26 protein-coding genes are annotated in these 25,890 nt (G+C 67.5%); 19 read left to right on the forward strand and 7 right to left on the reverse strand.

Translation table 11 applies throughout. The annotated features are described in order from the left end of the window. The first annotated feature begins 11 nt into the window (after positions 1-11). Positions 12-1,343, forward strand: coding sequence for a nicotinate phosphoribosyltransferase (gene pncB / locus VI480_RS06315; RefSeq protein ID WP_323671975.1), 1,332 nt, complete (start codon positions 12-14; stop codon positions 1,341-1,343). Between the two features lie 58 nt (positions 1,344-1,401). Here pncB and VI480_RS06320 read toward each other — a convergent pair whose 3' ends face one another. Both VI480_RS06320 and VI480_RS06325 read right to left on the reverse strand, forming a co-directional pair. Beyond that, on the reverse strand, positions 1,402-2,064 hold the full coding sequence (locus VI480_RS06320; RefSeq protein WP_323671976.1) for a peroxiredoxin: 663 nt from the start codon (positions 2,062-2,064) through the stop codon (positions 1,402-1,404). A 128-nt stretch (positions 2,065-2,192) separates the two neighbouring features. Then, the gene (locus VI480_RS06325; RefSeq protein WP_323671977.1) at positions 2,193-3,374 is read right to left on the reverse strand and encodes an NAD(+)/NADH kinase; all 1,182 of its coding nucleotides are present in this window, start codon (positions 3,372-3,374) and stop codon (positions 2,193-2,195) included. 61 nt (positions 3,375-3,435) lie between these two features. Here VI480_RS06325 and thiD point away from each other — a divergent pair, with 61 nt between their 5' ends. The 4 genes from thiD to VI480_RS06345 all read left to right on the forward strand — a co-directional run bounded on the left by thiD (position 3,436) and on the right by VI480_RS06345 (position 6,889). Beyond that, positions 3,436-4,278, forward strand: a complete 843-nt coding sequence (gene thiD, locus VI480_RS06330) for a bifunctional hydroxymethylpyrimidine kinase/phosphomethylpyrimidine kinase (protein ID WP_323671978.1) — start codon at positions 3,436-3,438, stop codon at positions 4,276-4,278. A 62-nt stretch (positions 4,279-4,340) separates the two neighbouring features. Continuing rightward, a complete protein-coding gene (locus tag VI480_RS06335; protein WP_416246654.1) occupies positions 4,341-6,035 on the forward strand; it encodes an acyl-CoA mutase large subunit family protein in 1,695 nt (564 codons plus the stop codon). Positions 6,036-6,253: 218 nt separating this feature from the next. Beyond that, positions 6,254-6,742 (forward strand): DUF4333 domain-containing protein, encoded by a 489-nt coding sequence (locus VI480_RS06340; protein ID WP_323671980.1) that lies wholly within the window; start codon positions 6,254-6,256, stop codon positions 6,740-6,742. Between the two features lie 9 nt (positions 6,743-6,751). Next, positions 6,752-6,889 (forward strand): hypothetical protein, encoded by a 138-nt coding sequence (locus VI480_RS06345; RefSeq protein ID WP_323671981.1) that lies wholly within the window; start codon positions 6,752-6,754, stop codon positions 6,887-6,889. A gap of 28 nt (positions 6,890-6,917) precedes the next feature. Here the strand turns inward: VI480_RS06345 and VI480_RS06350 are convergent, their stop codons facing one another. After that, positions 6,918-7,916 carry an MDR family oxidoreductase gene (locus tag VI480_RS06350; protein WP_323671982.1) on the reverse strand — a complete coding sequence of 333 codons (999 nt, stop codon included), beginning with the start codon at positions 7,914-7,916 and terminating at the stop codon, positions 6,918-6,920. A 122-nt stretch (positions 7,917-8,038) separates the two neighbouring features. Here VI480_RS06350 and VI480_RS06355 point away from each other — a divergent pair, with 122 nt between their 5' ends. The 5 genes from VI480_RS06355 to VI480_RS06375 all read left to right on the forward strand — a co-directional run bounded on the left by VI480_RS06355 (position 8,039) and on the right by VI480_RS06375 (position 12,286). After that, the gene (locus VI480_RS06355; protein ID WP_323671983.1) at positions 8,039-8,704 is read left to right on the forward strand and encodes a NifU family protein; all 666 of its coding nucleotides are present in this window, start codon (positions 8,039-8,041) and stop codon (positions 8,702-8,704) included. A 44-nt stretch (positions 8,705-8,748) separates the two neighbouring features. Continuing rightward, the gene (locus VI480_RS06360) at positions 8,749-9,489 is read left to right on the forward strand and encodes a PIG-L deacetylase family protein (RefSeq protein ID WP_323671984.1); all 741 of its coding nucleotides are present in this window, start codon (positions 8,749-8,751) and stop codon (positions 9,487-9,489) included. A gap of 116 nt (positions 9,490-9,605) precedes the next feature. Further along, positions 9,606-10,664, forward strand: a complete 1,059-nt coding sequence (locus VI480_RS06365) for a hydroxymethylglutaryl-CoA synthase (RefSeq protein WP_323671985.1) — start codon at positions 9,606-9,608, stop codon at positions 10,662-10,664. A 48-nt stretch (positions 10,665-10,712) separates the two neighbouring features. Then, positions 10,713-11,015: a Zn-ribbon domain-containing OB-fold protein gene (locus VI480_RS06370; protein ID WP_323671986.1), complete on the forward strand. Its 303-nt coding sequence runs from the start codon at positions 10,713-10,715 to the stop codon at positions 11,013-11,015. A gap of 68 nt (positions 11,016-11,083) precedes the next feature. Beyond that, complete coding sequence (locus VI480_RS06375; RefSeq protein ID WP_323671987.1) at positions 11,084-12,286, forward strand: acetyl-CoA acetyltransferase; 1,203 nt, start codon at positions 11,084-11,086, stop codon at positions 12,284-12,286. A 96-nt stretch (positions 12,287-12,382) separates the two neighbouring features. Here the strand turns inward: VI480_RS06375 and dxs are convergent, their stop codons facing one another. Both dxs and VI480_RS06385 read right to left on the reverse strand, forming a co-directional pair. After that, positions 12,383-14,347, reverse strand: a complete 1,965-nt coding sequence (dxs, locus tag VI480_RS06380) for a 1-deoxy-D-xylulose-5-phosphate synthase (RefSeq protein ID WP_323671988.1) — start codon at positions 14,345-14,347, stop codon at positions 12,383-12,385. A gap of 17 nt (positions 14,348-14,364) precedes the next feature. Then, positions 14,365-15,384 carry a lysylphosphatidylglycerol synthase transmembrane domain-containing protein gene (locus tag VI480_RS06385; RefSeq protein ID WP_323671989.1) on the reverse strand — a complete coding sequence of 340 codons (1,020 nt, stop codon included), beginning with the start codon at positions 15,382-15,384 and terminating at the stop codon, positions 14,365-14,367. A gap of 210 nt (positions 15,385-15,594) precedes the next feature. Between VI480_RS06385 and VI480_RS06390 the strand changes: the two genes are divergently transcribed. The 4 genes from VI480_RS06390 to VI480_RS06405 are packed head-to-tail and all read left to right on the forward strand — an operon-like array spanning position 15,595 to position 20,047. Next, positions 15,595-17,040 carry a TldD/PmbA family protein gene (locus VI480_RS06390; RefSeq protein WP_323671990.1) on the forward strand — a complete coding sequence of 482 codons (1,446 nt, stop codon included), beginning with the start codon at positions 15,595-15,597 and terminating at the stop codon, positions 17,038-17,040. 44 nt (positions 17,041-17,084) lie between these two features. Further along, positions 17,085-18,449, forward strand: coding sequence for a TldD/PmbA family protein (locus VI480_RS06395; protein ID WP_323671991.1), 1,365 nt, complete (start codon positions 17,085-17,087; stop codon positions 18,447-18,449). 3 nt (positions 18,450-18,452) lie between these two features. Then, complete coding sequence (locus VI480_RS06400) at positions 18,453-19,178, forward strand: PHP domain-containing protein (protein WP_323671992.1); 726 nt, start codon at positions 18,453-18,455, stop codon at positions 19,176-19,178. An 8-nt stretch (positions 19,179-19,186) separates the two neighbouring features. Next, a complete protein-coding gene (locus VI480_RS06405; protein ID WP_323671993.1) occupies positions 19,187-20,047 on the forward strand; it encodes an undecaprenyl-diphosphate phosphatase in 861 nt (286 codons plus the stop codon). On the opposite strand, the gene VI480_RS06410 is transcribed toward VI480_RS06405, so the two are convergent. Then, positions 20,031-20,648, reverse strand: coding sequence for a hypothetical protein (locus tag VI480_RS06410; protein WP_323671994.1), 618 nt, complete (start codon positions 20,646-20,648; stop codon positions 20,031-20,033). The genes VI480_RS06405 and VI480_RS06410 overlap by 17 nt on opposite strands. 67 nt (positions 20,649-20,715) lie before the next feature. Further along, positions 20,716-21,132, reverse strand: a complete 417-nt coding sequence (locus VI480_RS06415; protein WP_323671995.1) for an FmdB family zinc ribbon protein — start codon at positions 21,130-21,132, stop codon at positions 20,716-20,718. A 146-nt stretch (positions 21,133-21,278) separates the two neighbouring features. On the opposite strand from VI480_RS06415, the gene VI480_RS06420 reads away from it, so the two are divergent. The 5 genes from VI480_RS06420 to VI480_RS06440 form a co-directional block, all read left to right on the forward strand. After that, positions 21,279-22,430: a UTP--glucose-1-phosphate uridylyltransferase gene (locus VI480_RS06420; protein ID WP_323671996.1), complete on the forward strand. Its 1,152-nt coding sequence runs from the start codon at positions 21,279-21,281 to the stop codon at positions 22,428-22,430. 44 nt (positions 22,431-22,474) lie between these two features. Then, a complete protein-coding gene (glp, locus tag VI480_RS06425; protein ID WP_323671997.1) occupies positions 22,475-23,734 on the forward strand; it encodes a gephyrin-like molybdotransferase Glp in 1,260 nt (419 codons plus the stop codon). Between the two features lie 33 nt (positions 23,735-23,767). Beyond that, positions 23,768-24,796, forward strand: coding sequence for a GTP 3',8-cyclase MoaA (gene moaA, locus VI480_RS06430; RefSeq protein ID WP_323671998.1), 1,029 nt, complete (start codon positions 23,768-23,770; stop codon positions 24,794-24,796). Positions 24,797-24,800: 4 nt separating this feature from the next. Continuing rightward, positions 24,801-25,292 (forward strand): cyclic pyranopterin monophosphate synthase MoaC, encoded by a 492-nt coding sequence (moaC, locus tag VI480_RS06435; protein ID WP_323671999.1) that lies wholly within the window; start codon positions 24,801-24,803, stop codon positions 25,290-25,292. 100 nt (positions 25,293-25,392) lie between these two features. Then, a partial coding sequence (locus tag VI480_RS06440) for a hypothetical protein (protein ID WP_323672000.1) occupies positions 25,393-25,890 on the forward strand: 498 nt, incomplete at its 3' end.

The raw sequence follows: 25,890 nt of genomic DNA on the forward strand, positions 1-25,890 counted from the left end.
GCAGCCAGAACGTGAGCGGGCAGACTCTCGGCATGGGCACGGCGATGATGACCGACCTGTACGAGCTGACCATGCTCGATGCGGCCCTGCAGTCGGGCGTCGCGTCGCGCCGTTCATGCTTCGAGGTGTTCGCCCGGCGATTGCCGCCGGGACGTGGCTACGGCGTGGTGGCAGGTCCAGGCCGGCTGGCCGGGCTGCTGGCTGACTACCGCTTCGAGGCCGACGATCTGGCCTACCTGGCAGGGCTCGGCCGCTTCAGCGACGGTCTGCTCGATCATCTGGCGACGTTCCGATTCGACGGCGATGCCTGGAGCTACCGCGAAGGCGACTTCTACGTGCCCGGCAGCCCGGTGCTGCGGGTGGATGCCTCGGTCGGCACTGCGCTGCTCGTGGAGACGCTGGTGCTCTCGGTGCTCAACCACGATTGCGCCGTGGCCTCTGCGGCCGCGCGGATGCACGATGTCGCCGAGGGGCGCCACCTCATCGAGATGGGCGGCCGCCGCACGCACGAGCTCGCAGCCGTCGCCGCTGCGCGCGCCGCCTGGCTGGTGGGTTTCGATGCGACGTCCAACCTGCTGGCCGGCGAGCAGTACGGCATCCCGACGGCCGGTACCGCTGCCCACGCCTTCACGCTGGCGCACCACGACGAGGAAGCAGCGTTCGAGGCGCAGATGCGTGCGCACGGCCTCGAGACCACACTGCTGATCGACACCTTCGACCTGAGAACAGGGCTCGAACGGGGTCTCGCCGCGGCGAAGCGTCTCGGCGGGGTGCCGGGCGCCGTGCGCATCGACTCGGGAGATCTCACGGTCGAGGTGCCCCGGGTTCGACAGTGGCTGGATGACGCCGGCGCTGAGTCGACCCGCATCGTGGTGTCGGGCGATCTCGACGAGTACCGCATCGCCGACCTCGCGGACCTGCCGGTGGATGGCTACGGCGTGGGCACCCAACTCGTGGTGGGCTCGGGCCATGCGACTGCTGGCATGGTGTACAAAGCAGTTGCCATCGCCCGGCACTCCGGCACGTTCGAGCCGGTGGTTCCCGTCTACAAGGAATCAGAGGGCAAGGCCACCCGTGGCGGCGTGGTGCGGCCCTACAGGGTGGTGCGCGATGGCGAGGCCAATTCGGAAACTCTCGTCGAGCAGGATCGCCCCGGGCCCACCAACAGCCGGCCGCTGCACGTTCCGCTGCTGCGATCAGGCCACAACGCCTATCCCTACACGCTTGCCCAGGATCGGGTGTTCCACCAGCGCGTCCGCGCCGAGCTGCCCGAATCGATGCGCCGGCTTGACGGCGCCCCGGCTTTTGAGGCCGAAGTCGTCGCCGAATCCAGCGTCGATTAGGTGCCCGGCTGCGGCCTGTGCTGCGGAAGGTGCCGCAGCCTCGTGTCGCTATTCGTGACTACTTGCCCGGCTGCGGCACGAGGCGCAGGTACGGAAGCGGTGATTCCCAGCCGTCTGGGTACTTCTCGGCGGCGGCCTCGTTCGAGACCGCGGGCACGATGATGACGTTCTCGCCCTGCTGCCAGTTGGCCGGCGTGGCGACCTGCTCGGCGGCGGTGAGCTGGCACGAGTCGAGCAGGCGCAGGATCTCGGCGAAGTTGCGTCCGGTGGTCATCGGGTAGGTGAGCGACGCCTTGATCTTCTTGTCCGGGCCGATGATGAACACGGTGCGAGCCGTGGCGTTATCGGCCGCGGTGCGTCCCTGCGATGTGTCGCCCGCGTCGGCGGGAAGCATGTCGTACAGCTTGACCACGTTCAATTCGGGATCGCCGATGAGCGGGTAGTTGGCCTCGTGGCCGGTAGCAGAGGCGATGTCGGCCTTCCAGGCCACGTGGTCGCTCACCCCGTCCACGCTGATGCCGATGATCTTGCAATTGCGAGCGGCGAAGTCACCGGCCAGCGCTGCAACGGCACCCAGCTCGGTGGTGCACACCGGAGTGAAGTCCTTCGGATGGGAGAAGAGCAGTGCCCAGCCGTCGCCGATCCAGTCGTGGAAGCTGATCTCGCCCTCGGTGGTGTCGGCAGTGAAATCGGGAGCGGTGTCATTGAGACGCAGTGCCATGGTCGTACTCCTTGCGATGCGGTAAGTGCGGCGCTGCGCAAGTCGGCGCAGGCCGTGCCGCGGAGGATAGCCGCATTAGACGATAAATCCGACCGGATTAGTCAGGAATTGACTGGTGGTTCAGTCACCTAGCAGCAATCACGGATCGGGGTGCCGTCGGCGTGGTGGTAGTGAACCTTGGCGACTGCGTTGAGCGGACGGTCGCCGGTCGGCGCCCGAGAGGTCTCGAACACCCCGGCGGCAGCGCCCAATTCCAGTGCCCGATCCACGTCCACCACCCGGGGTCCGCTGCGCCGCACATCGGCAATTGCGGCTTCATCGGGACCGATCGTGCGCTCCCGGTCGCCGTCGAGCGACAGCACCGTCGGTCCCCGGAGTTCGATGGTCTCTCCCAGCTCAACGCCGCGGTGATCGATCACCGGCACCGTGCGGTACAGCCCGGGTGCGAGCGCCACGCGCATCGGGCGTCCGCCCGGGCCGCACTCCACCAGCACGCCCGCATCGTCGTCGAACGAGCAGGGTCGCAGCAGGCCCGCGAGCGAACTCAGCCCGATGCTGGCCGGATGGGCGCGCGACACGAGCACCTGCCGCATGCGAACCCCGTCCGCGGGCATGCGATTGCCGACGAAGTCATTGGCCAGCGTGACCGCATCGATCAGTGCAATCTCGGTCCAACCTCGCGCCAGCTCCCCCTCCTGCGATGTGCCCTTGCCCGATGTGCCCTTGCCCGATGTGACAGTGATCAGCTTCGACCGGGGCGCACACGCTTCAGGGTCGACCACGCCGCTCGCCAGCAATCCCGCGGCGGCACCAGCGACGGTGGGCTCGGTGAGGCTGGGGAACACATTGTTCGTGCCCGTGGACATCGGTACGAGCGTCGCATCGGGCCAGACCCCAGCGATCGTGCGGTTGGTGCCGTCACCGCCCAGCGTCACCAGCACGCTGACATCACGGGCTCGCATCGCCTCGACTGCCCGGATCGTGTCGGTGGGCGAGACGGTCGCCCCCACGTCGACGATCTCGATCTCGGCGTCGATGCGCAGGTCGGTGAGCGCCCCGGTGGCGATGCCGAACGGTTCTGCCATGGCCACGATCCGTGTGGCGCCTGCAGTGACGGCGCCGATGACTGCCCGGGCAATCCGGTTGCGCTTGTCCTCAGTAGTGGACACTGCTCCTCGCGCCGCCACCCGGCGAACGTCGCGTCCCGAAACCGGGTTGGCGATGATCCCCACTGTCCCGTCGGGGGAGATGCGGCCACTGCAGGAGGCGCCCTGTCCCGAGTGCTCCGCTCTCGACGCAGATCCGGCCATCGCCCGCCGACGCTAATCAGGGTGACCGCCGCGCGGCGAGCCCAACTGTTGTACTGGGGACATGGCCGGTGGGATTGCGAGCGAGAACCCCCGGCCGCCCGCGCAGCACGCATGGTGGCCCGCTGCGCTGACCATCGCGGGGGCAGATTCGTCTGGCGGGGCCGGTCTCGCGGCCGACCTGCGGGCGTTCGCGGCATGCGGCGTGCACGGGGCCTTTGCGGTCACGCTGGTTTCGGCACAGAACACGGCCGAATTCCGGGACGCACAGCCTGTCGACGCCGAGCTGGTGACCGCCCAGGTTCACGCAGTGCTCGACGACATGCCCATTGCGGCGTCCAAGACAGGCCTGCTGCTCACGGCGGAGATCGTCGCGGCGGTGGCATCTATTGCTGCCCGCTGGCTTCCCCAGTTGGTGGTGGACCCGGTGCTGGTCGACGGGGCCGGCGAGCCCCTGCTCAGCGCCGAGGCAGAGCGATCGGTCGCGACGCGCCTGCTGCCGAACGCCCGAGTCGTGACACCCAACCATCTCGAAGCGGGTCGACTGGTGGGCAGAGACCTCGGCGACGAGATCGAGGCGTGGATCGAAGCGGCCCACGAGCTCGCAGCTACGGGCCCAGAGGCCGTGGTCATCACCGGTGGCCGGCTCCGGATCGGTGAGACTATTACCGATGTCGTCGTCCGGGACGGCAGCGTCCGGCTGCTGTCGGCGCCGCGCATCGACACCCGCAACGTCAGGGGGTCGGGCGATGTCTTCTCGGCAGCCATCTGCGCCGAGCTCGCCGCAGGCACGGACGTGGACTCAGCGATTGATCGTGCCCACGACCTGACGGCACGCGCCATCTCGGCGGGCGCAGATCGCCGTCTCGGCAGCGGCCGCGGACCGGTCGACCCGCTCGCTCTCTGAGCCCAGAGGCTGGGCCGGCCCGCGGGCTCCTGCATACACTTCAAGCGTCGCAGGTGACGTTGATGCGAACGCATCTGGGCAGTGAAGAGGCTGCGGATCTCAGGAGGCCACCGGTGACACGCGAGCGCTGGCAAGCAGAGTTCGAGGCCACCCCGGCGCGCGACGCCGACTTCGAGACGATGAGCGGCCTTGAGCTGGAGCCGCTGTATGCGCCCGACGACGGCGAACCCGGCGCTGATGTCGGCTGGCCGGGCCAGTATCCCTACACGCGCGGCGTGCATGCCAGCGGCTATCGCGGCCGCCTGTGGACGATGCGCATGTTCGCAGGCTTCGGAACGCCCGAAGACACCAACAAGCGCTTCCACGAGATCCTCGAAGCAGGCGGTGGCGGGTTGTCGACTGCGTTCGACATGCCCACGCTCATGGGTCTCGACTCCGATGATGTCATGTCGCTGGGCGAGGTGGGCCGCTGCGGCGTCGCCGTCGATTCGATCGAGGACATGGCGACGCTGTATGACGGCATCGACCTCGAGGCGACCACCACGTCGATGACCATCAACGCACCGGCCGCCACGATCTGGGCGATGTTCGTCGCAAACGCCGAAGAGCACGGCGCGCATCGCAGCAAGCTCGGCGGCACGCTGCAGAACGACATTCTCAAGGAGTATCAAGCTCAGAAGGAATGGGTGTACCCGCCGCGGCCCTCGATGCGCATCGTCGCCGACACCATCGAATTCGCCACTGAGGAGATGCCCCGGTGGAATTCGGTGTCGATCAGCGGCTACCACATCCGCGAGGCGGGCTCGACGGCGGCACAGGAGCTCGCGTTCACCCTGGCCAACGGATTCGCATATGTCGAGGCTGCTGCCCAGCGGGGACTGTCCACTGACGAGTTTGCGCCCCGCCTGAGCTTCTTTTTCAACGCCCACATCGACTTCTTCGAAGAGATCGCCAAATACCGGGCCGCCCGCCGCATCTGGGCAAGATGGATCCGCGACCGCTATGGCGCTCAGAGCGAGCGGTCGATGATGCTGCGCTTTCACACCCAGACAGCCGGGGTCTCGCTCACCGCGCAGCAGCCGGAGATCAACATCGCTCGCACTGCCATCGAAGCGCTCGCCGGAGTGCTCGGAGGCACTCAGAGCTTGCACACCAACTCGATGGACGAGGCGCTGGCGCTGCCGACGGACAAGGCCGCCCGCATCGCGCTGCGGACGCAGCAGATCATCGCCCACGAGACCGGTGCTGCCAATGTCATCGATCCGCTCGGGGGCAGCTGGTTCATCGAGGAGCTCACCGACAAGCTCGAAGCCGAGGCTGAGGAGATGTTCGCTCACATTGACGCGGCCGGTGACGGCTCCATGCTCGAGGGTGCATTCCGCCTGATCGACGAGGGCTGGTACCAGTCCGGGATCGCCGATGCGGCATATGAGTTCGAGAAGAAGGTGAACGCCGGCCGCCGGGTCGTGGTGGGTGCCAGTGCCTTTACTGAGGGCAGCGAAGACGACGAGATCGACTTGCTGAAGATCACCAACGACGACGAGCAGCGCCAGATCAAACGGCTGGCCCAGGTACGGGCCGACCGGAGCCAGGCCGCCGTCGACGAAGCGCTGATGTCGCTCCGTCGGGCCGCGGAGACCGACGCCAATCTCATGCCGCACCTCATCGACACCGTGCGAACCCGGGCCACCGTGGGCGAGGTGACCAACGCCTTGGCCGACGTTTTCGGGCGATACACCGAGCGGCCCTTCATCTGATCGGCATCCGAATTCGCGTGAAGCGCAAGGCTCTGCAGGGGACGCGGATGACCTGTGATTTTGCCGGCTGTGAGAAGTACAGGTTGCGGCGTGGCGTTGGGCTATTGTCCCGTCATTCCTAGCCGGAGGCCCTCAACTTGACCAGACCGCTCGCGCCGGAGACAGCCTGTGCGCGGGGACGGTGGACAGGTGTGCATCGCATCGGCCGATGGGGCTGGATGGCTGTTTTGGCGGTGTTGACGGCAGCGGTGCTCGCGGCCTGCGGCGGCGGTACCGACCAGTCGCAGGTGGAGCGCGAAGTGCAGGATTACTTGCAGAGCGTGGTCGCACCCGCCGAGATCGCCGACATCGACTGCCCCGAGGACGCACCCATCAGGCCGGGATCAACGTTCCTGTGCGACGGCCTCGTCGAGGGAGCGTTCTATGAGGCGCAGGTGACGATCATCGACGAACAGGGCCGGCGCGAGATTCGACCCCGCCAAGCGGTGATGCAGACCAACGCCACCGAGACAGCGCTTGGTGCCGAAGCGGCAGCTGCGTTGGGATTCGGCGTCCAAGCCGATTGCGGCGACGACCAGTACCTGGTGGTTTCGGTCGGCCATACGTTCCTGTGCACGCTCGAGCGTTCCGATACCGGGGCAACACAGGACATCGAGGTCGAGGTTCAGAACGAGATCGGCGCCATCGAGTGGAGGCTGAAGGGCTAGGCCCAGCGCATGCCACGTCACCGTTATGACGCGATGGGCAACCTGCGCCCGCTGCGCCAGCGCCAGCCGGGTCTGTGGTGGACCGCAGTCCTTGTCGTTGCTGCGATGCTGCTGACTGGTTTCGCTGCGATCACTTCTGTGCTCTAGTCACCTGCGCGCATCGACAGACGCGCCGTCAGGCGCGCACATCGACGACGGTGCGCCCTTGCACTTCACCCGCGAGGATCTTCGGCCCCAGTTCGGCCAGATCGCCGAGACCCACCGTTGTGGCCATCGATGCCAGCAGATCCCGATCGACCAGCTCGTCCAGCCGTTGCCATGCCGCAGCGCGCGGCTCGTAGGGGCACATCACCGAATCGATGCCGAGCAGGTTCACGCCGCGCAGCAGGAACGGGATGACGGTGGTATCGAGCCCGTTGCCCCCGGCGAGGCCGCATGCTGCCACGCTCGACCCGTATGACATCTGGGTCAGTGCGTTCGCCAGCGTGGTCCCCCCGACGGCGTCCACGCAGCCGCCGAATCGTTCGCTGCCGAGCGGCCGCCCCGGCGGCTCAGACAGCTCCGCTCGGTCGATGATCTCCGAAGCGCCGAGGTTGCGCAGGTAGTCGGCGGTCTGCGGCCTGCCAGTGGAGGCAGCGACCTCGTGACCAGCCGCTGACAGCAGGTGCACTGCCACGCTGCCGACCCCACCAGCCGCGCCGGTCACGAGCACTGGGCCCGAGCCAATGCCGTGCTCCTCCAGCGCTTGGGCGGCCAGCATCGAGGTGAACCCGGCCGTGCCGATCGTCATCGCGTCGAACGTGGACACCCCGTCGGGCAGCCGCACCAGCCAGTCGCCGCTGACGCGTGCCCGCTCCGCGTAACCGCCCCAGTGGGTCTCGCCGACTCGCCACCCGGTCAGCACGACCCGATCTCCTGGAGCGAAGCGGCTGTCGTCGGATGACTCGACGACGCCTGCGAAGTCGATGCCTCCCACGTGCGGGTACGTGCGGACAAGGCGCCCGATCCCGCCCAGGATCATCCCGTCCTTGTAGTTGAGCGTGCTGTACTCCACGGCCACGGTGACATTGCCGTCCGGCAGCTGGCTGTCGTCGATGTCGGCCAGCTCGGCCGAGACGGCCCTCGACCCATCTGGACAGTCCTGTTCGTGCAGCATCAATGCGCGGAAGGCCATGAAGATCCCCTTTGTTGCGGGCTGCCTTCGACCTGAGAGGTCCAGCGAGCGCGCGGGACACTACCGCCAGGCTGCCCCGGGCTGCCCACGGACCCGCAGGGTGCCGTCAGTAGGCTGCCGATATGGCCCTGAGCGACCCGATGGCTCCCGCTGACGCAGTGCGCGAATCGATGATGGAGACGCGGCGCGAGACCTTCGACGTCACGCCGGCCGCACTCGAGAAGGTGGTCGAATTGCGAAACAGCGAAGTCGACGGCGACCAGCTGGCGCTTCGCATCGAGGTGACCGGCGCCCAAGGCGTCGACTACACCTACGACCTTGCCTTCGAGCTGCTGGCCGAAGCCGACGCCTCCGACGTGCCGTTCGCAGTCGGGGGCGGCCTGACGGTGCTGATTCCCGATCGCGATGTGCCCAAGCTCGACGGCGCTTCGTTGGATCTGCCGTCCAACCCGAACCAGCCGGGCCTGGTGCTGCGCAACCCGAACCGTCCCGACCTCGGCCCCAACGCCCAGCTCGACCTCGATGGGACGGTGGAGGACAACGTCCGCGAGGTGCTCACCAAGCGGATCAACCCCTCGATTGCCGCGCACGGTGGGTTCGCCGAGCTGGTGTCGGTGGAGGGCGACACGGTTGTCGTCAAGCTGGGCGGTGGCTGCCAGGGCTGCGGCATGGCCAATGCCACGGTCACGGCCGGCATCGAGCGCACGCTGCGAGAGCTGATTCCCGAAGTCGAGCGGGTCGTCGACCTCACCGACCACGCCTCGGGCGAGAACCCCTACTTCACCTAGCGGCTGAGCCGAACGGCGACGCCGTCGCCCGAGTGTCGGAGGTTGTGGCAGTGGGCGTGATCTTCACCGATCAGGGAGAGATCGAAGCGCCCGCGCGGGCGCTGATCATCGTGGCCCATCCCGATGACATCGACTTCGGCATGGCGGGAACCGTTGCCGCGCTGACCTCAGCCGGATGCCACGTGGCGTACTGCCTGGCGACAAGCGGGGAGGCTGGCGACGACGACATGTCCCACACGCCCGAAGAGCTGGCGGCGATGCGGCAGGCCGAGCAGACCGCGGCGGCAGCGAACGTGGGTGTGAGCGAGCTGCACTGGCTCGGCCATCCCGACGGCATGGTCGTGGCCGATCTCGGCCTGCGGCGTGACATCGCGCGGGTGATCCGGATCGTCCGTCCCGATGCTGTGCTGTGCCAGACCACGATCCCCAACTGGGACCACATCTACATCTCCCACCCGGACCACCTGGCGACTGCCACTGCTGCGCTGGCCGCCGTGTACCCCGATTCGCGCAATCCGCGTGCGTTCCCGGAACTGCTCGACGAGGGCCACAAGCCACACAACGTCAGCGAGATCTGGCTGATCGGCACAGAGCCGAATCGATACATCGACATCACCGACACCTTCGAGAACAAGGTCGCAGCACTGCGCGAGCACCGCAGCCAGACCGAGCACATGGAAGACCTTGACGGCCGGTTGCGCGAGTGGTCCAGCGAGACGGCCCGCGCCGGCGGATTGCCGGAGGGCCGGCTCGCCGAGGCATTCCGCGTCGTCGCCGCCGGCTGACTCAACACCCGAGGGCGCATCCTCGTAGGCTCCTGCGCTGGCTGGGGTGAGCCAGGCGGCCGTACGTGCCGACGGCATCGGAACCTGGCTGAGGATTCGTATCGGGGAGAGACGACATGGCGGAACGAGGGATCATCGGGTACGGCACCTACGTGCCCTACTGGCGGCTCGACCGGTCGAGAATCACAGCGGCCATGGGTGCCGGCGGCGGCCGCGGTCACCGTGCCGTGGCCAGCTACGACGAGGACACCACCACGCTGGGCGTCGAGGCGGCGCGCAACTGCCTGCGGGGCGGCAGCGGCGACGCCTCTGTCGACCGCGTGATCTTCTCGACTTCGAATCCGGCCTACCTCGACAAGACCAACGCCACTGCCATCCACGCGGCGCTCAACCTGCCGTCTTCGGTGACGGCTCTCGATCTCAACGGCGCCCCCCGTTCGATTGAGGCCGCCCTAGGGCTGGCGCTGAACGCCCCAGGTGACAACTTGATGGTCCTGTCCGATATTCGCACCGGTCGGCCGACCAGCGGCGACGAAGCCAGCGGCGGTGACGGCGCGGCCGCGTTTCTGATCGGTGATGGAAGCTCGTCGCCGATCATTGCTCACGAACTCGGCTCGGCGACTGAAGTCGCTGAATTCCTCGATCGCTACCGACAACCCGGTGACGACTTCTCGCGCGTGTGGGAAGAACGCTTCGGCGAGCAGGCCTACCTGCCGCTTGCGCAGCGCGCCGTCGAACGTGCCCTGGCCGCTGCTGAGCTCACCATCGACGACATCGACGGTGTCTCGGTGACCGGCATGCACGCTCGGGCGGCGCGAGGCGTGTCGCGACTGGCCGGCGACAAGCTGGTGAACGACCTCACGGCCCAGATCGGCAACGCCGGCGGGGCACAGACGGGCCTGGTGGTGGCATCGATCCTTGACGACGCTGAGCCCAACCAGAACTACCTCATCATCCGGCTGGCAGACGGCGCTACTGCAACGGTGATGCACACCACCGATGCCATCGCCGACTACGAGCCGTTCCGCACCGTTGGGTCCCAGATTGAGGGCGGCAACGACGCGCTCGACTACAACCAGTATCTGACGTGGCGCGGATTCCTGGATCGTGAGCCCCCCCGGCGTCCCGACCCCGAACGGCCTGGCGCGCCCCCCGCATTCCGATCAGAGGACTAGAAGTACGCCCTGATCGGCTCGCGTGACCGCAGCTCGGGCGCCATCCACATGCCCCCCATGCGAGTGTCCATGGAGGGCGGCGCCGTCGACGACATGGAGCCGGTCCGCATGGCTGACATTCCGGCCACCATCGCAACGTTCACCGTGGACCGGCTGGCGTTCTCGCTGTCGCCGCCCATGGTGGCCGTGGTCATCGACTACGACGGCGGTGGGCGCTTCCAGGCCGAGATGACCGATGTCGATCCCGATGAGGTGCGCATCGGCGACCGCGTCGAGATGACCTTCCGTCGGTTGTACACAGCCGAGGGAATCCACAACTACTTCTGGAAGGCTCGCCCGGCTGCGGCTTGACGCAGCACGAACTGGCTGCCAGCGGCCATAATGTCAAGTACCCACAACTCACCACAAGGCAGGCACACATGAGTTCACATGGCATTCGCGACAAGGTCGCGATCGTCGGGATGGGTTGCACCCAGTTCGGCGAGCACTGGGATCGCAGCGTCGATGACATGCTCACCGACGCCGCGCACGATGCGTACGCATCCGCTGGCGTCACCCAAGACGACATCGACGCCTTCTGGCTCGGCACGATGGGCTCGGGCGTCTCCGGCCTGACGCTGTCGAAGCCGCTGCAGCTCGACTACAAGCCGGTCACCCGGCTCGAGAACATGTGCGCCACCGGCTCTGAGGCATTCCGCAACGCTGCTTACGCAGTGGCTTCGGGCGCCTATGACATGGTCATGGCGATCGGCGTGGAGAAGCTGAAGGACTCCGGCTACTCGGGTCTGACAGGCGCCCGCCCGCCCAGCGACGGCACAGATTCCACCATCACTGCACCGGCCACATTCAGCCTGCTGGCACCGGCCTACGCCCACAAGTACGGGCTCGACGAGGACACCATGAAGGAAGTCCTCACCCGGATCGCCTGGAAGAACCACCGCAACGGTTCGCTGAATCCCCGAGCGCAGTTCCGCAAGGAAGTCGCCAAGGAGACCATCGCCGGCTCGCCGCTGATCGCTGGTCCGCTGGGCATCTTCGACTGCTCGGGCGTCAGCGACGGCTCGGCGGCTGCAGTCCTGGTACGGGCCGAGGACGCCCACAAGTACTGCGACAACCCGCTGTACATCAAGGCCCTCAGCTTTGCGTCCGGTCCTGCGACCGGCGCGCTCGACAGCACCTACGACTACACGACCTTCCGTGAGGTCGTAGCGTCCGCGACCGAGGCCTACAAGCAGGCTGGCATCACCGACCCGCGCTCGCAGATCGCGATGGCCGAGGTGCACGACTGCTTCACGCCCACCGAGCTGGTCCTCATGGAGGACCTCGGATTTGCCGAGCGTGGCTTGGGCTGGAAGGAAGCCATGGCCGGCACGTTCGACCTCGACGGCGACCTCCCGGTCAATCCCGACGGCGGTCTGAAGAGCTTCGGCCACCCGATCGGTGCATCCGGCCTGCGGATGCTCTTCGAGTGCTGGTTGCAGCTGCGCGGTCAAGCCCCGCCTGAGCGGCAGATCCCCTCGGTGACCGAGCAGGGCAAGACGCTGGGGCTCACGCACAACCTGGGCGGGCAGCCTGGGGCGGCGGTGAGCTTCGTCTCGGTTGTTGGTTCCGAGCTGGGCTGACCCTCGCTGTATCTGATGCCCGCAGCATTGCTGCGGCGCAGGAACAATCCAACGCTTGACGGCCCGGGGCATCGGCTCCGGGCCGTTGCGCGCCAGCTAGGCGGTGATGCGAGCGAGGGTCTTGGTGACTGCGGCCGCAATGCCCTTGGCGTCTAGGCCGAGTTCGGCGTGCAGTTCTTGGGCGGTGCCGTGGGGGAGGTAGGCGTCGGGGGTGCCTAGTTGGGTGATGCGTGGGATGGTCGGGGTGTCGAGCTGTTGGAGGGCGTCGTTGACGAGGCTGCCGAAGCCGCCCACGCGCACACCGTCCTCTGCGGTCACCACCAGCGGGTGCGCCGCGGCGTCCAGCAGCATGGCGCGGTCGAGCGGCTTGAGGATCCGTGGGTCCCACAGCGAGACTTCTACGCCTTCGGCACTCAGCAATTCGGCGGCTTCGATCGCTGCGCCGAACGTCTGGCCGGCGGCCAGGATGCATGCGTCTGGGCCTGAACGGTGTTGGCGGGCCTGCGCGCGTATGTCGCTCGTCACGGCATCTGGTTGCCGGACCGTCCCGCTTACTGGGCCTTTGCCGCGGGGCCATCGGATTGCTACGGGGCCGTCGGTGATCTCGAGGGCTTGGGCGAACGCTGCCGGCAGCTCGTCGGGTCCCGATGGGGCGAACAGGGTCATGCCGGGGACGCGCGTGAACATGGCAATGTCGTACAGGCCGTGGTGGGATGCGCCGTCGGGGCCGGTGATGCCGGCGCGGTCCACGCACAGGATGACCGGCAGGCGGTGCAGGCCGATGTCATAGAGCGCCTGATCGAAGGCCCGTGCCAGGAATGTCGAGTACACCGCCACGACCGGTCGGAGACCGGCGCGTGCCATGCCGGCAGCCGATGTGAGTGCATGCTGCTCGGCGATGCCCACGTCATAGAAACGATCGGGAAACTCTCGCTGGAAGGGCAGCAACCCGGTGGAGCCGGGCATGGCGGCCGTAATCGCGACGATGTCGCGGTCGCGTCGTGCTGCCGCGATGAGCGTCTCGGTGAAAACGGCCGTGTAGTCGCGCTCCTGAGGCACGGTCTGCTGAGCTTGGCGTGCCGGTTCATCGGGCACCGTCGGAGCAAGTAACGGCTGGTCGGTGCTGAGCGCTGGGGCACTGCCCGTGGCAGGGTCGAAGAGGCCGATGTCGTGCAGGTGTTTCTCGGTGTCGTGCTCGGCAGGGGCGTAGCCGCGCCCCTTCTGCGTCACGACATGAACGACAATGGGACCGCCGGCGTAGGCGGCAGCGTCGCGGAATGCCGATTCCATGGCCGAGATGTCGTGCCCGTCGACCGGGCCGACATAGCGCACGCCGAGCGTCTCGAAGAACGCCGGCGGCTCCCACATTTCGCGCATCGCGGCGGCAGCGCTGTCCAGGCCCCGGCGCACGCCGTCGCCCAGCGGCACACGCTCGAGCAGGTGATCCACCGCTCGGCGGCCCTGCACGTAGTGGGGCGACTGTCTCAATCGCGACATCACTGTGGACAGCCGGCTGACGGTCGGGGCGTAGGAGCGACCGTTGTCGTTGAGCACGATCAATGCCCGCTGGGCGTAATGGCCGAGGTTGTTCAGTGCCTCGAAGGCCATCCCGCCGGTCATGGAGCCGTCGCCGATGACTGCGACGACTCGTCGGTGCTCGTGACCGGTGAGCTGGAATCCGGCGGCGAGCCCAGATGCCCAGCTCAGCGAGGTGGAAGCGTGGCTGTTCTCGACGACGTCATGGGGCGACTCGGATGTGCTCGGGTACCCCGACAGGCCATGCCGCTGGCGCAGTTTCTCGAAGCCATCCCTCCGACCGGTGATGAGCTTGTGCACGTAGGCCTGGTGGCCGGTGTCCCAGATGATGACGTCGCGTGGCGATTCGAACACCCGGTGCAGCGCAACGCTGAGCTCGACTGCGCCGAGGTTCGAACCGAGATGTCCGCCGGTCTGCGAGACAGCCTGCACCACGAAGTCCCTGATCTCCGCGCAAAGCTCATCGAGCTGAGATGGGCTGAGTGCTCGCAGGTCAGCCGGGCTGGTGAGCTTGGCGAGGTGCATTCGCGGCCCAAGGGTACTCAGCTTCCGGCGGGCACTTCGGCGGGCACCTTGCTGCGGTTACGACGGCCGCCGAGCGCCAGCGCTGGGGCTCCGGTCAGGCTCACCAGCAGCGTCAGCGCATATACCAAAAGGCCCAGCAGCACGGCTTCGCCCTCATTGACACCATGGGCATCGAGGAACAGCACGAGCGCCCCCTCACGCACTCCGAGACCGCCGATGGCACTCAGATTCTGAACGATCAACACCATGGGCGCGAAGGCCAACCAAGCTCGAAGACCTGGATTCACACCGATTGCGGCCCCCGCCAAAGCCGTCGCTACTACGAGCAGGAATTGATACGCCAATCCGACTGTGAGCAATCGGCCGGCGGCCCCCGGATGTCGCCGGAACACGCTCAGACCCGTGTGCACCGCGCCGAGCGCTTCCCTGATGCGGGTACCGCCCGCAAGCCGGCCAAGTCCGCGGGGATGTTCTGCCACCCAGACGATGAGTGCGAGCACCACCAGCGTCCCCAGCGCTAGCCCGCCGGCGATCTGGCCTCCGGAGTGTCTCAGCAGGCTCGGCTGCGAGATCAGCGCCGCCAAGGTGAGCAGTGGCAGGACGACCCAGCCCGTCAGGCGTTCGATGATGACCGTGGCGAAGGCGTTGGCCTGACTGCCGCAGATGCGAGCCAGCCGGTTGACGCGCAGCACGTCGCCCCCGATGGTGGTGGGCAGGAAGTTCCCGACGAACAGCGCGGCGAGATAGATGGACAGCGTCGAGCGCCCCGACACCCGGACGTCGAGCGTGTCGGCCACCTGCCACCAGCGCACTGCGGCCATGACGAACGCTGCCGCGATGACGAGGGCGGCACCAGTCAGCCACGCAGCTGCAGCGCTCTTGGATCCGACGTCGAGCGCCGACAGTTCATCGCGGCTGATGATGATGAGCAGGGCCAAGAGACCTGCGCTCGCGCCAACGCGCAACGCCGTGACGAGGCCGTGCGGGATGCGCGCCCGCCGCTGCGATGGCGGAACTGGTGCTGTGGCGCCGCGCATCGCCGTCAGTCTGCCGAGCGGGAGTCACGCTCAGGCTGCCCTCCGCAGCGCTCGCCCAGCGCGTCGCCCTTGGGGGTACGGCGACGCACATCGGTTCCGAAGCGTTTCACGTGGCTTCGCACAATAGTGTGGCGACGGCGCGACCCACATACGGTCGTGCCGCGGATGCAAAACGTCTCCGCGCCGAATTCTGAGATTCTTGGCAGCTTCATGACACGCACACCCGACACGACGGCCGCAGCAGAGATCACAGCAGAGCCGCTCGTTGACTTCGATGTCGTCGATGCGACCTTGCGGGTGGCACTGGACGCGGGCGGCGAGTGGGCAGAGCTGTTCGCCGAGGACCGGGAATCGGCCAGCGTGGTCTTTGACGAAGGCCGGGTGGAGGAGATGAACTCGGGCCGCGACCGCGGTGTGGGCATCCGGGTCACTGCAGGTGAAGTCACGGGCTACGCGCACACGTCGGACTTGAGCGCTCACGGTTTGGCAGATGCCGCTCGTACCGCTGCCGCGGTGGCGACACGTCAGTCGCAGGGCGGCACGGTGGACATGACGTCGCTCGGGGGGGTCGCTCTCGCTGAGCCACGGGTCGCTGTGCTGCCAGCATCCATCGGCGCCGAACGCAAGGTGGCGCTGCTGCGTGCCGCAGATGATGCCGCCCGGTCCACCCACAAGGCCATCACCCAGGTGACTGCCCGCTATGGCGAGAGTCGCCGCCGGATCATGGTGGCCAACACGCATGGTGTCTGCGCGGCCGATGACCAGGTGCGGACGCTGTTTTCGGTGGGATGCGTCGCGAGCGGCGACGGCGGCTTGCAGACCGGCCGCGAGACCGTCGGGTACACGGTGGGCTGGGAGCTGTTCGACGACCACGACCCTGCTGAGCTCGCCGAGCGTGCCGCGCAGCGTGCCGTCACGAAGCTCGCGGCCCGTCCTGCGCCGAGCGGCGAGGTGCCCGTGGTGATCGCCCGCGGCGGGGGCGGAGTCCTGTTCCATGAGGCATGCGGGCATGGGCTTGAAGCTGATCTGGTGCGCAAGGGTGCGTCAGTGTTCGCCGGCCGGGTTGGCTCGCAGGTGGCGGCCAGCGGGGTGACGCTGGTCGATGACGGCACGATGGGGCCTGAGTGGGGTGCGCTGGCCATCGACGACGAAGGCCACCCCACTCAGCGCAACGAGCTGATCAGCGACGGCGTCCTCACCGACTACATGTGGGATTGGCTGCGCAGTCGAGATGACGGTCGGGTGCCGTCGGGCAATGGTCGGCGTCAGAGCTACACGCATCTGCCAATGGTCCGGATGACCAACACGTTCGTCACCAACGGCAACATCGACCCGGCCGACATCATCGCTGACACGCCGTGGGGTGTGTATGTGGCGCATCTCGGCGGCGGTCAGGTCAACACCGCCACCGGCGACTTCGTGTTCGGCATGACCGAGTCGTACCTCATCGAGGACGGCGTGATAACTGAACCGCTTCGGGAGGGAAACCTGATCGGCAACGGTCCCCAAGTGCTGCTCGACATCGACGCCCTCGGGAATGACTTCGCCATGGGGAGTCCTGGCACGTGCGGCAAAGATGGCCAAGGCGTGCCCGTCGGCGACGGCCAGCCCACGCTGCGCGTACGGGCACTCACGGTCGGAGGAACCGCCGCGTGAGCGGCGGGGTGTGGCTGCGCGTGAGCGGCGGGGTGTGATCTCGCATGAACGGACGGCGCCAGTACGACACTGACGAATTGGCCCAGCTCGCGCAGCAGGTGTGCGAGCAGGCCCAGCGGACCGAGCAGATCGAGGTCTGCGTGTCGACGGGGCGCTCAACCACGGTGCGCGCGTACAACGGGGATGTCGAGTCGCTGCGCTCTGGCCACAGCGCGGCCATCGGCGTGCGCGTGGTTGAAGACGGCCGCCAAGGCTTCGCATCGGCCGGCTCGCTGGACGCCGACGTCGTAGCCGACACGCTCGCCGCCGCTCGGAGCAACGTGAGATTCGGCGAGCCTGATCCCCACCAGGGACTTGCCGAACCCGACGACGTGGCCCCGCCGGGCTTGGATCTCAGCGACCCGGCAGTGCTCGGCGTGTCCGATGCCGACAAGATCGCGGTGGCCATCGACCTCGAACGCCGTTGCCTGGCAGCGGATCCCCGCATCTCGGGCGTGCGCGTCGCGGCCTGGAGCGACGGGTGGTCGCAGTCCGCGCTCGCGTCGAGCACCGGCATCTGCGTGCAGTCCGAGCACGGGAGCTGCTCGGTCGGTGCTCAACCGCTGGCCACCGATGGCGACGAAACGCAAATCGGCTACGCCGGCGACGCCGCATGGCGGCCCGATGAGCTTGACATCGACCGTGTGGTCACAGAGTCGACATCGCAGGCCACCGGTCAGCTCGGCGCGACGAAGCCGCCGAGCGAGCGTGTCACCGTCGTGCTGGCCCCCCCGGTCGCTGCAGCGTTCATCGGGGTAGTCGCGAGCGTGCTCGCCGCTGACAGCGTGCTCAAGGGTCGCTCGCCGTTCGCTGATCGTGTCGGCGAGCAGATTGCCGACGAGCGGCTCCACCTCGTCGACGATCCCACTGACCCGACGACGCTCGGGGCCGCGAACTTCGACGGTGAGGGGCTTGCAGCACGCCGCAACGCGCTGATCTCAGCCGGTGTGCTGAGTGGTTTCCTGCACAACGCGTACACAGCGCGCCGATCAGACACCGCGTCCACAGGCTCGGCAGTGCGCGGCACGCGGTCCATTCCTGGCGTCGGCACCCACGCACCCGTCGTCGCCACCGGCGACATCGCCGCTGGCGACCTGCACGCCTCGGTCGGTGACGGTGTGTTGGTACGCGGCGTCAGCGGCCTGCACAGCGGCGTCAACCCCACCAGCGGAGACTTCTCGGTGGGAGCTTGGGGACACCGGATCGCGGGCGGCCAGCTCGCTGAACCGTTCCGTGAGGCGACGATCGCCTCCACCCTGCAACGGATGCTGCTCGGGATCTGCGGCGTCGGCGCGACCGCCGAGCCACTTGCCGGGGGGATGTCAATGCCGCCGCTGGTTGTTGCCGACATAGCGCTCTCGGGGGTGTGAGCGATGCCGCGCCCGCCCGCACCAGCAGCCGTCGAACGGCATCCGCACTTGGCCGACAGCTGCCCGGCGGGCTGGGTGCGTGTTGACTTCCACACTCACACCATGTGGTCCGGTGACTCGACGACGACACCCGAAGAATTTGCGCAGTGCCTGTCCGAATGCGGCATCGACGTGGTGTGCATCACCGACCACAACGCGGTGCGAGGTGCCCAGCAACTGCAAGGCGAGCTGGATGCCCGCGTCGTGATCGGCGAGGAGATGAAGACTCACGCCGGAGAGATCATCGGGTTGTTCCTGGCCGAACGCGTGCCGCAGGGCCTGGCACCGGTCGCGGCCGCACAGGCAGTGAAGTCTCAGGGCGGACTCGTCTACATCCCGCACCCGTTCGACCCGCTCCGCAACAACCTGCGTCACGACGTGCTCGACGAGCTGGTCGGCGAGGGCCTGGTCGATGGCATTGAGGTGCTCAACGCAAAGACGAGCCTGTCCAGCCTCAACTCGCGGGCATCCCGATACGCCAGTGAGCACGGCTTGGCGCCGGGCGCGGGCAGCGACGCTCATGTCGCCGAGGCACTCGGGGGCGCATATCTGGAGATGCCCGACTTCCGCGACGACGATCCCGCCGGCTTTCTGGCATCGATGCGTCAGGGTTGGGCCGTCGGCCATCACTACGACCCACCCCGTCGCTGGAAGCCGCGCATCGTTCCTTCGGTGGGGAGCGGCGACTAGGGGCTGCAGTGCCGGACCCGGCCGTCGCGATCCTGCTTGGCCTGCTGCAGGGACTGACGGAGTTCTTCCCAATCTCGTCGAGTGCCCACCTCGAAGTGGTGCCCTGGCTGGCCGGCTGGGATCTCTTCGACGGCGACAGTGAGCTGGAAAACGCCTTCGATGTCGCCGTGCACGTCGGCACGCTGGCCGGAGCAGCCTTGTTCCTGCGTGCCGACATCGCCCGCTACGCCGCGGCACTCTGGCGCGGCATCCGCGGGCGTGCCGAGCGCGACACCTTGGCCGCAGTGAGCTTGGCGTTGTCGGCGGTCCCCGCAGCCGTGGTAGGCGTCGCCCTGGAAGACCGGCTGCTCGACCTCGCCGAGCAGCCGCTGCTGATCGCAGCGCTGCTGGCCGTCTTCGGCTGGCTGCTGTGGCGGTCCGATGTTGCGGCGCACCGACGGGGCGCGCAGCGGCCTCAAGACTCCTACCGGGTACGGGACGCCCTCGGCATGGGCCTCGCGCAAGCGACAGCGCTGCTCCCGGGCGTCAGCCGATCGGGAGTGACCATCACGGCAGGTCGGTGGCTTGGCTTCGACCGAGCCGCAGTGGCGCGGCTGGCCTTTCTCATGAGCCTGCCGCTCATCGCCGGGGCAGGCGTGTATCGCTTCGCGACGCTCGGCGATGCTGCGCCGACCAGTACAGAGCTGTGGCTGTTCATCGTGGGGGGCCTAGCTGCGGCGGTGTCGTCGTGGGCAGGCGTTGCCGCCATGGTGTGGTTGCTGGATCGGACCGGTCGCCGCCCGCAGCGCAGCCCGTTCGCGCTGTTCGCCGGCTACCGGCTAGCACTCGCAGCCGCTGTGGCCGTAGTGGCTGTCAGCGGTCTGCGCTGACCACCACGGGTACCACGACGCCCGTGGCGCTGGCCCGTGCCACCGCGTCGAGGTGGACCGGCTCAATCTCGACAAGCCACCGATCCCGGGATGCGGCGAGGACAAATGCCGGCACGCGAGCTGCATCGGCATCGCCCGCGTCGGGATCGAACGGATCGAGATCAGCGAACAGCATGAGCTCGACGGGGGTGCCGGGCTTCACATCGGGGGCATGCGGCACGACGCTGATGCCTATGCCGCGGCGTCCTGGGCTCACTCCTGATGCGGGGTGGAAGTCGAGCTCGGTCAGCAAGGCGCCCTGCGGGACGGCCCGGGTCAGCTCGCCGAGACCGAACGCACTCGTGAGCGCCCCGGCAGGCACGAGATGAGCTGGTACGTCGACGAGATCGACATGCTCGGTCGGCGAGCTACCCACTGCCAGCGAGGTCTGCGCGGCCAGCACTCGCACCGACGTTCCCCAGGCGGCTGCTGCCGAACGCGCGCGGCCGGCCGTCCCTGCGACCAGCAAGAGCGCCACGAGCGCGACCACGCCGACCGCGGCCCAGTGCACTGTGTTGGGGCGACGTCTCCACATGTCGCTGAGCTGTGAGATGAACGTCATGAGAGCCTCCGTCGCGAAGCCATGGCAGCGGCTGGGCCGCTGCGGGCTTGTCTCGATGCTGGAGGCGTCAGCCTGACGCCGAGGCGGCCCCGACGGTTGAACTCGACGAGTCTTTCGACGCTTTCGACGAGTTGCTGTCCGAAGAGGCCGATTCTTTGCTTGCAGAATCGCTGGTGGTGCTTGAGTTCGATGAGTCCGACGAGTCATTGCCAGGAGCCTTCGACGTGCTCCGGCCCTCGGACCTGCTGTCGTTCCGGTAGAAGCCGCTGCCCTTGAAGCTGATCCCGACGTTGGAGAACACCTTGCGGACCTCACCGCTGCACACCGGCACTGCTCCGTTGGTCTCGGCCCCGTTGAGCGCTGCCATGTTGTCAGGCAGTACGGCTGCTGGCAGCGGGCAGACGGTGATGGGGTCGTCGGAAAAGCTCTGGTAACGCTCGAACATCCGCCCGCAGACGGTGCAGCGATACTCGTAGGTCGGCATGAAGTCCCGTCCGGTGTCCCTTGGGGCCAGTCGCTCTGGTCACCGCAGTACCCGAGCCGCCGAGCAGTGTAGCCTTGGGCTGAAGCGGGCAGCCTCGAATTCCCGACTGCCGTCAACAGTCCACCCAGCCTCTAGGTTCTGGCAGCGTGCTCGCCTCGGACTTGGCAGACCGGTACGGCATCGACAGAGCGGTGGCCGAGACGCTGGTGGCATACGGCTTCGAGCCCGAAACGTTCGACGGCCTGCGCAACCGGCTGACCGCTCGACAGGCGTCAACACCGGGCCGCACCGATGCCAACTGGGTGAGCGGGAGCATTGAACCCCCGCAGCAGGGTGACCTGGTGCCGCTGCCCCCGTCGGGCTCCATTGAACGCCAGCAGCTCGCTCGCGCCGGTCGCGAAGCGATCAGCAGCGGGCAGGTGGGCGTCTTGCTCTTGGCCGGGGGCATGGCCACTCGCTTCGGGGGCGGGGTGAAAGCGCTGGCCGAGGTACTCCCAGGCCTGACGTTTGCGGCCGCAAAGCTGGCCAACCTGTGCCACGTCGCCGGTCAGCTGGGGTGCTCCGTTCCCTTGTGGCTGATGACCAGCTTCCAGTCCGATGGCGTGCTGCGCGACTGGGCAGCCGCGGCGGCGACGCCCGACGTTCCCATCGACATCGCCCCTCAGGGCGTCTCGATGCGACTCACACCCGCCGGTGGCGTGTTTCGAGATGCCTGCGGCGCTGTCTCACTGCACGCACCAGGGCATGGGGACGCTCCATGGGCGCTGCAGCGGAGCGGCGACCTGAGCCGGTTCGCACAAGGCGGCGGGCGCTGCCTCTTCGTCACCAACGTCGACAACGCTGCGGCAACACTGGATCCTGCGGTGATCGGAGCGCACCTTGCCGGGGCGAGACCGCTCACCTGCGAAGTCGTCCGGGGCGACGCTTCGGGAGGCTCGCCGTGGCGTGTGGACGGGCGGCTGCAGATCGTGGAGTCGTTTCGACTGCCACCCGGCGTTGACCCGCTGGCGCCTGGCGCGGTGAATACGAACTCCCTCGTCGCCGACGTAGAGGTGTTCGCGGCCAGCTGGCCGCTCACCTGGTTCGAGGTGCACAAGCAGGTCGATGGCGCCGAGGTGGTGCAGTTCGAGCGGCTGATCGGCGAGCTGTCGGCGTTCGCGGAAACGGCATTGCTGCTGGTCGAGCGCGATGGGCCCGACGGCCGCTTCCAGCCCGTCAAGGATCCAGCAGAACTCCAGGCGCGCCGACCCGAGATCACTCGGATCCTCTCCGGACGAGGCATCGAGATCGCCGACTGAGGTACACCCGCATCGAGATCGCCGTGCCCAGTACATTGCGTCCGATGTTGCCCTTGGAATCCGTGCGCGAATTCGTGCTCGACCGATGCCCCGCGCGAGCGCCGCAATCGGTGCCTGTTGCCGACGCACTGGGCTTGGTAACTGCCAGCGAGATCATCTCGTCTGAAGCCATCCCGCAATTCGCCAACACGGCTATGGACGGATTCGCTGTCCGGTCTGCCGACGTGGCCGATGCGCCGTGCGAACTGCGGGTCGTCGAGACGATTGCCGCGGGACATGCCCCTCAGGTGACGGTGGGGCCGGGCGAGGCCAGCCGCATCATGACGGGCGCGATCATCCCGCCGGGCGCCGATGCGGTGGTCATGGTGGAACGGACCAGCCTCGTGACTCCGAGCAGCACAGCGAATCCGAACAGCACGGCGGCCGACGGGTCCGCTTCCGGAAACGGTGCAGCCGAGACCGTGCGCGTCGAGGTGAGCGTTCCGCCGGGCAACCATGTGCGGCCCGTCGGCGACGACCTGCATGCCGGAACCCATGTGTTCGCCGCCGGCACGGAACTCACTGCGGGACATCTCGGCGTGCTGTGCAGCCTCGGGATGACCGAAGTGGAGGTCTTCCCGCGGCTGCGGGTCGGCGTGCTGTCGACAGGCGATGAGCTCGTCGACGACGGCAGCCCGCTGCGGCCCGGTCAGATCCGCGATTCGAACCGTCGAACCCTGCTGGCATTGGCGCAACGGGTCGATGTGGTCCCGGTCGATCTGGGACTAGCTCCCGACGATCCCGACGAGATCGAAACTGCGATCACTACAGGTGTGCAGACATGCGATGTCATCGTCACCTCCGGCGGCGTCAGCATGGGCGACTTCGACTATGTCAAGGCCGTGCTCGACCGCGTCGGCGACATGCGTTGGATGCAGGTGGCCATCAAGCCTGCGAAACCGCTGGCGTTCGGCACGGTGGGCGATGTGCCGGTATTCGGCCTGCCGGGAAATCCCGTCTCGTCCATGGTGTCGTTCGAACTCTTCGCCCGGCCGGGCCTGCGCTCGATGATGGGCCATCCCGATCCCGTCCGGCCGACGGTTGAAGCCACGGCTGCGGAGGCCCTGCCGCGGCGCGCCGACGGCAAGACGCATTTCATGCGGGTGCTGGCGACACCTGCCGACGGCGGCGTTGAAGTGCGCTCCGCCGGCGGGCAGGGCTCGCACATGCTGTGGGCGATGGCGAAGGCCAATGCGCTGGCGGTCGTGCCCGACGGCGATGGGGTGCGCGCCGGCGGCTCGGTTGAGGTGCTGCTGCTCGACTGAGCAGCCCGCACGCCGCTGGGTACGCTCAGGCCAATGAATGGCGCAGCAGGTGTCGTTGCTCCGGCCCGGGCAACCGATCTCATCGATCCGTTTGGCCGGATCGTGGGCGACCTGCGCATTTCCGTCACCGACCGGTGCAACTTCCGCTGCCAGTACTGCATGCCGGCCGAAGGCATGACGTGGCTGCCGCGATCGGAGATCCTGAGCTTCGAGGAGATCGAGCGATTCGCCAAGGTGTGCGTGGAGCGATTCGGCTTCGAGAGCATTCGCCTGACGGGAGGTGAGCCCTTGGTGCGCGCTCACCTGCCGCGGTTGGTCGAACGCCTCGCCGGGCTGGGCGTCGACGTTGCGCTGACGACAAACGGCGCCACGTTGCGCCTGCATGCCAAGCCGCTGGCCTCCGCCGGCCTGTCGCGCATCAATATCAGCCTCGATTCGCTGCAGCGAGACCGGTTCCTGGAGCTGACCCGACGCGACGAGCTGGACCGTGTGCTCGACGGCATCGACGCGGCCGTCGATGCCGGGCTCGCCCCGGTGAAGATCAACACGGTCATGATGCGTGGCATCAACGACGACGAAGTGGTGGACTTCGCCCGGTACGGCCGTGAGCGGGGCGTCGAGGTCCGTTTCATTGAGTTCATGCCGCTCGAAGCCGGCGACGTGTGGAATGCAGATGTCGTTGTGCCTGCCGACGAGATCCTGGCGGCAATCTCGACTGAGTTTCCGACCGAGCCTGTCGTGCGCGCCAACGAGCCCGCCGAGCGCTACCGGTATCTCGACGGCGGCGGTCAGGTGGGTGTCATCGCCAGCGTCACCAAGCCGTTCTGCGGAAACTGCGACCGGGTGCGGCTCACCGCTGAGGGCCAATTCCGCACATGCCTGTTCGCGCTCGACGAGTTCGACATGCGGTCGATCCTGCGTGGAGGTGCAACGGGTGCCGAGCTCGACGATCTGCTGGCAACTGCCGTCCGCGATGCTGTCGGCACGAAGTGGGCCGGTCACTCGATCGGCCAGGTCAACTTCATCAAACCCAAACGGACGATGAGTCAGATCGGGGGCTGACGTCGTGACCGAGTCACCCTTCACCCACTTGGACCCGCTCGGCCGGGCACGCATGGTCGATGTGACGCCAAAGGAGGCATCCCACCGTCGGGCGATTGCTCGCTGCCGTGTGCATATGGCAGCCGAGACGGCGTCGCTGGTCGCCCGCGGAGCGATCGCAAAGGGGGACGTCATCGCGGTTGCCCGGGTGGCCGGCATCCAGGCGGCCAAGCGCACGCCGGATCTCATCCCGCTCTGCCATCCCCTGCTCGTCGGCGCGGTGTACGTGAACTTCGAGATCGCCGATACGTGGATCGAGATCGAGGCCCAAGTTGAGACGGTGGATCGAACCGGTGTCGAGATGGAGGCGATGACGGCATGCTCGGTCGCCGCGCTCACGATCTACGACATGTGCAAATCGGCCGATCGTTCCATGGTTATCGGCGATCTGGCCCTGTGGGAGAAGACGGGCGGCAAGTCGGGCAGCTACCGCCGAACAGATGCACCTGAAGAGTGAAATGCGCTGCGGGAGAACACATCGCGGGTGAACGAGTCGGGCAGCTACCGTCGCGAGGTGGCACCCTAGGGGGCAGGCCCGCCGGCGAGGCAGGTGTTGCGTGACACAACTGGTCTTGGTGCTGTTGGCGGTCATTTGGATCGTGGTGCTGGCGCCAGATGTCGCTCGCCTGTTGCAACCCCGCCGGAGGGCGACATCTTCGGTCGATCAATTCCGCCAGCAGATCGCCTCGCTCGGCCGGTCCGCGCCTGCCGCAGCGCAGATCTCCCGAGAGCACGTTCGAACGCGTTTCGGAAAGCCTCAGCGACGATGGGCGAGCCCGCCCACGTCGATGCCGACCACTCCGGCCCAGGCAGCGACGCGCCGACGAGATATCGGCACGCTGCTGGTGCTGTGCACTGTGCTGGCGCTTGCAGGCGCACTCGTCTCAGGATCGGCCTTGGCGCTCGCCGCCTGCGCTCTGATGCTCGTGGCGTCACTGGTGTTCGTCATGCTCGTGGTGCGCCGCCGCCGTGCAGCGCCGACCGCCGAGGTGCACTACCTGCCGCTGCGAGATCCCGCCGCCGCTTCGACGGTCACGATGATTCGCCGTCAGGCG

Origin of the sequence: Candidatus Poriferisodalis multihospitum, from assembly GCF_028283155.1 — a bacterium.
In the GTDB taxonomy this organism is placed as follows: domain Bacteria; phylum Actinomycetota; class Acidimicrobiia; order Acidimicrobiales; family Poriferisodalaceae; genus Poriferisodalis; species Poriferisodalis multihospitum.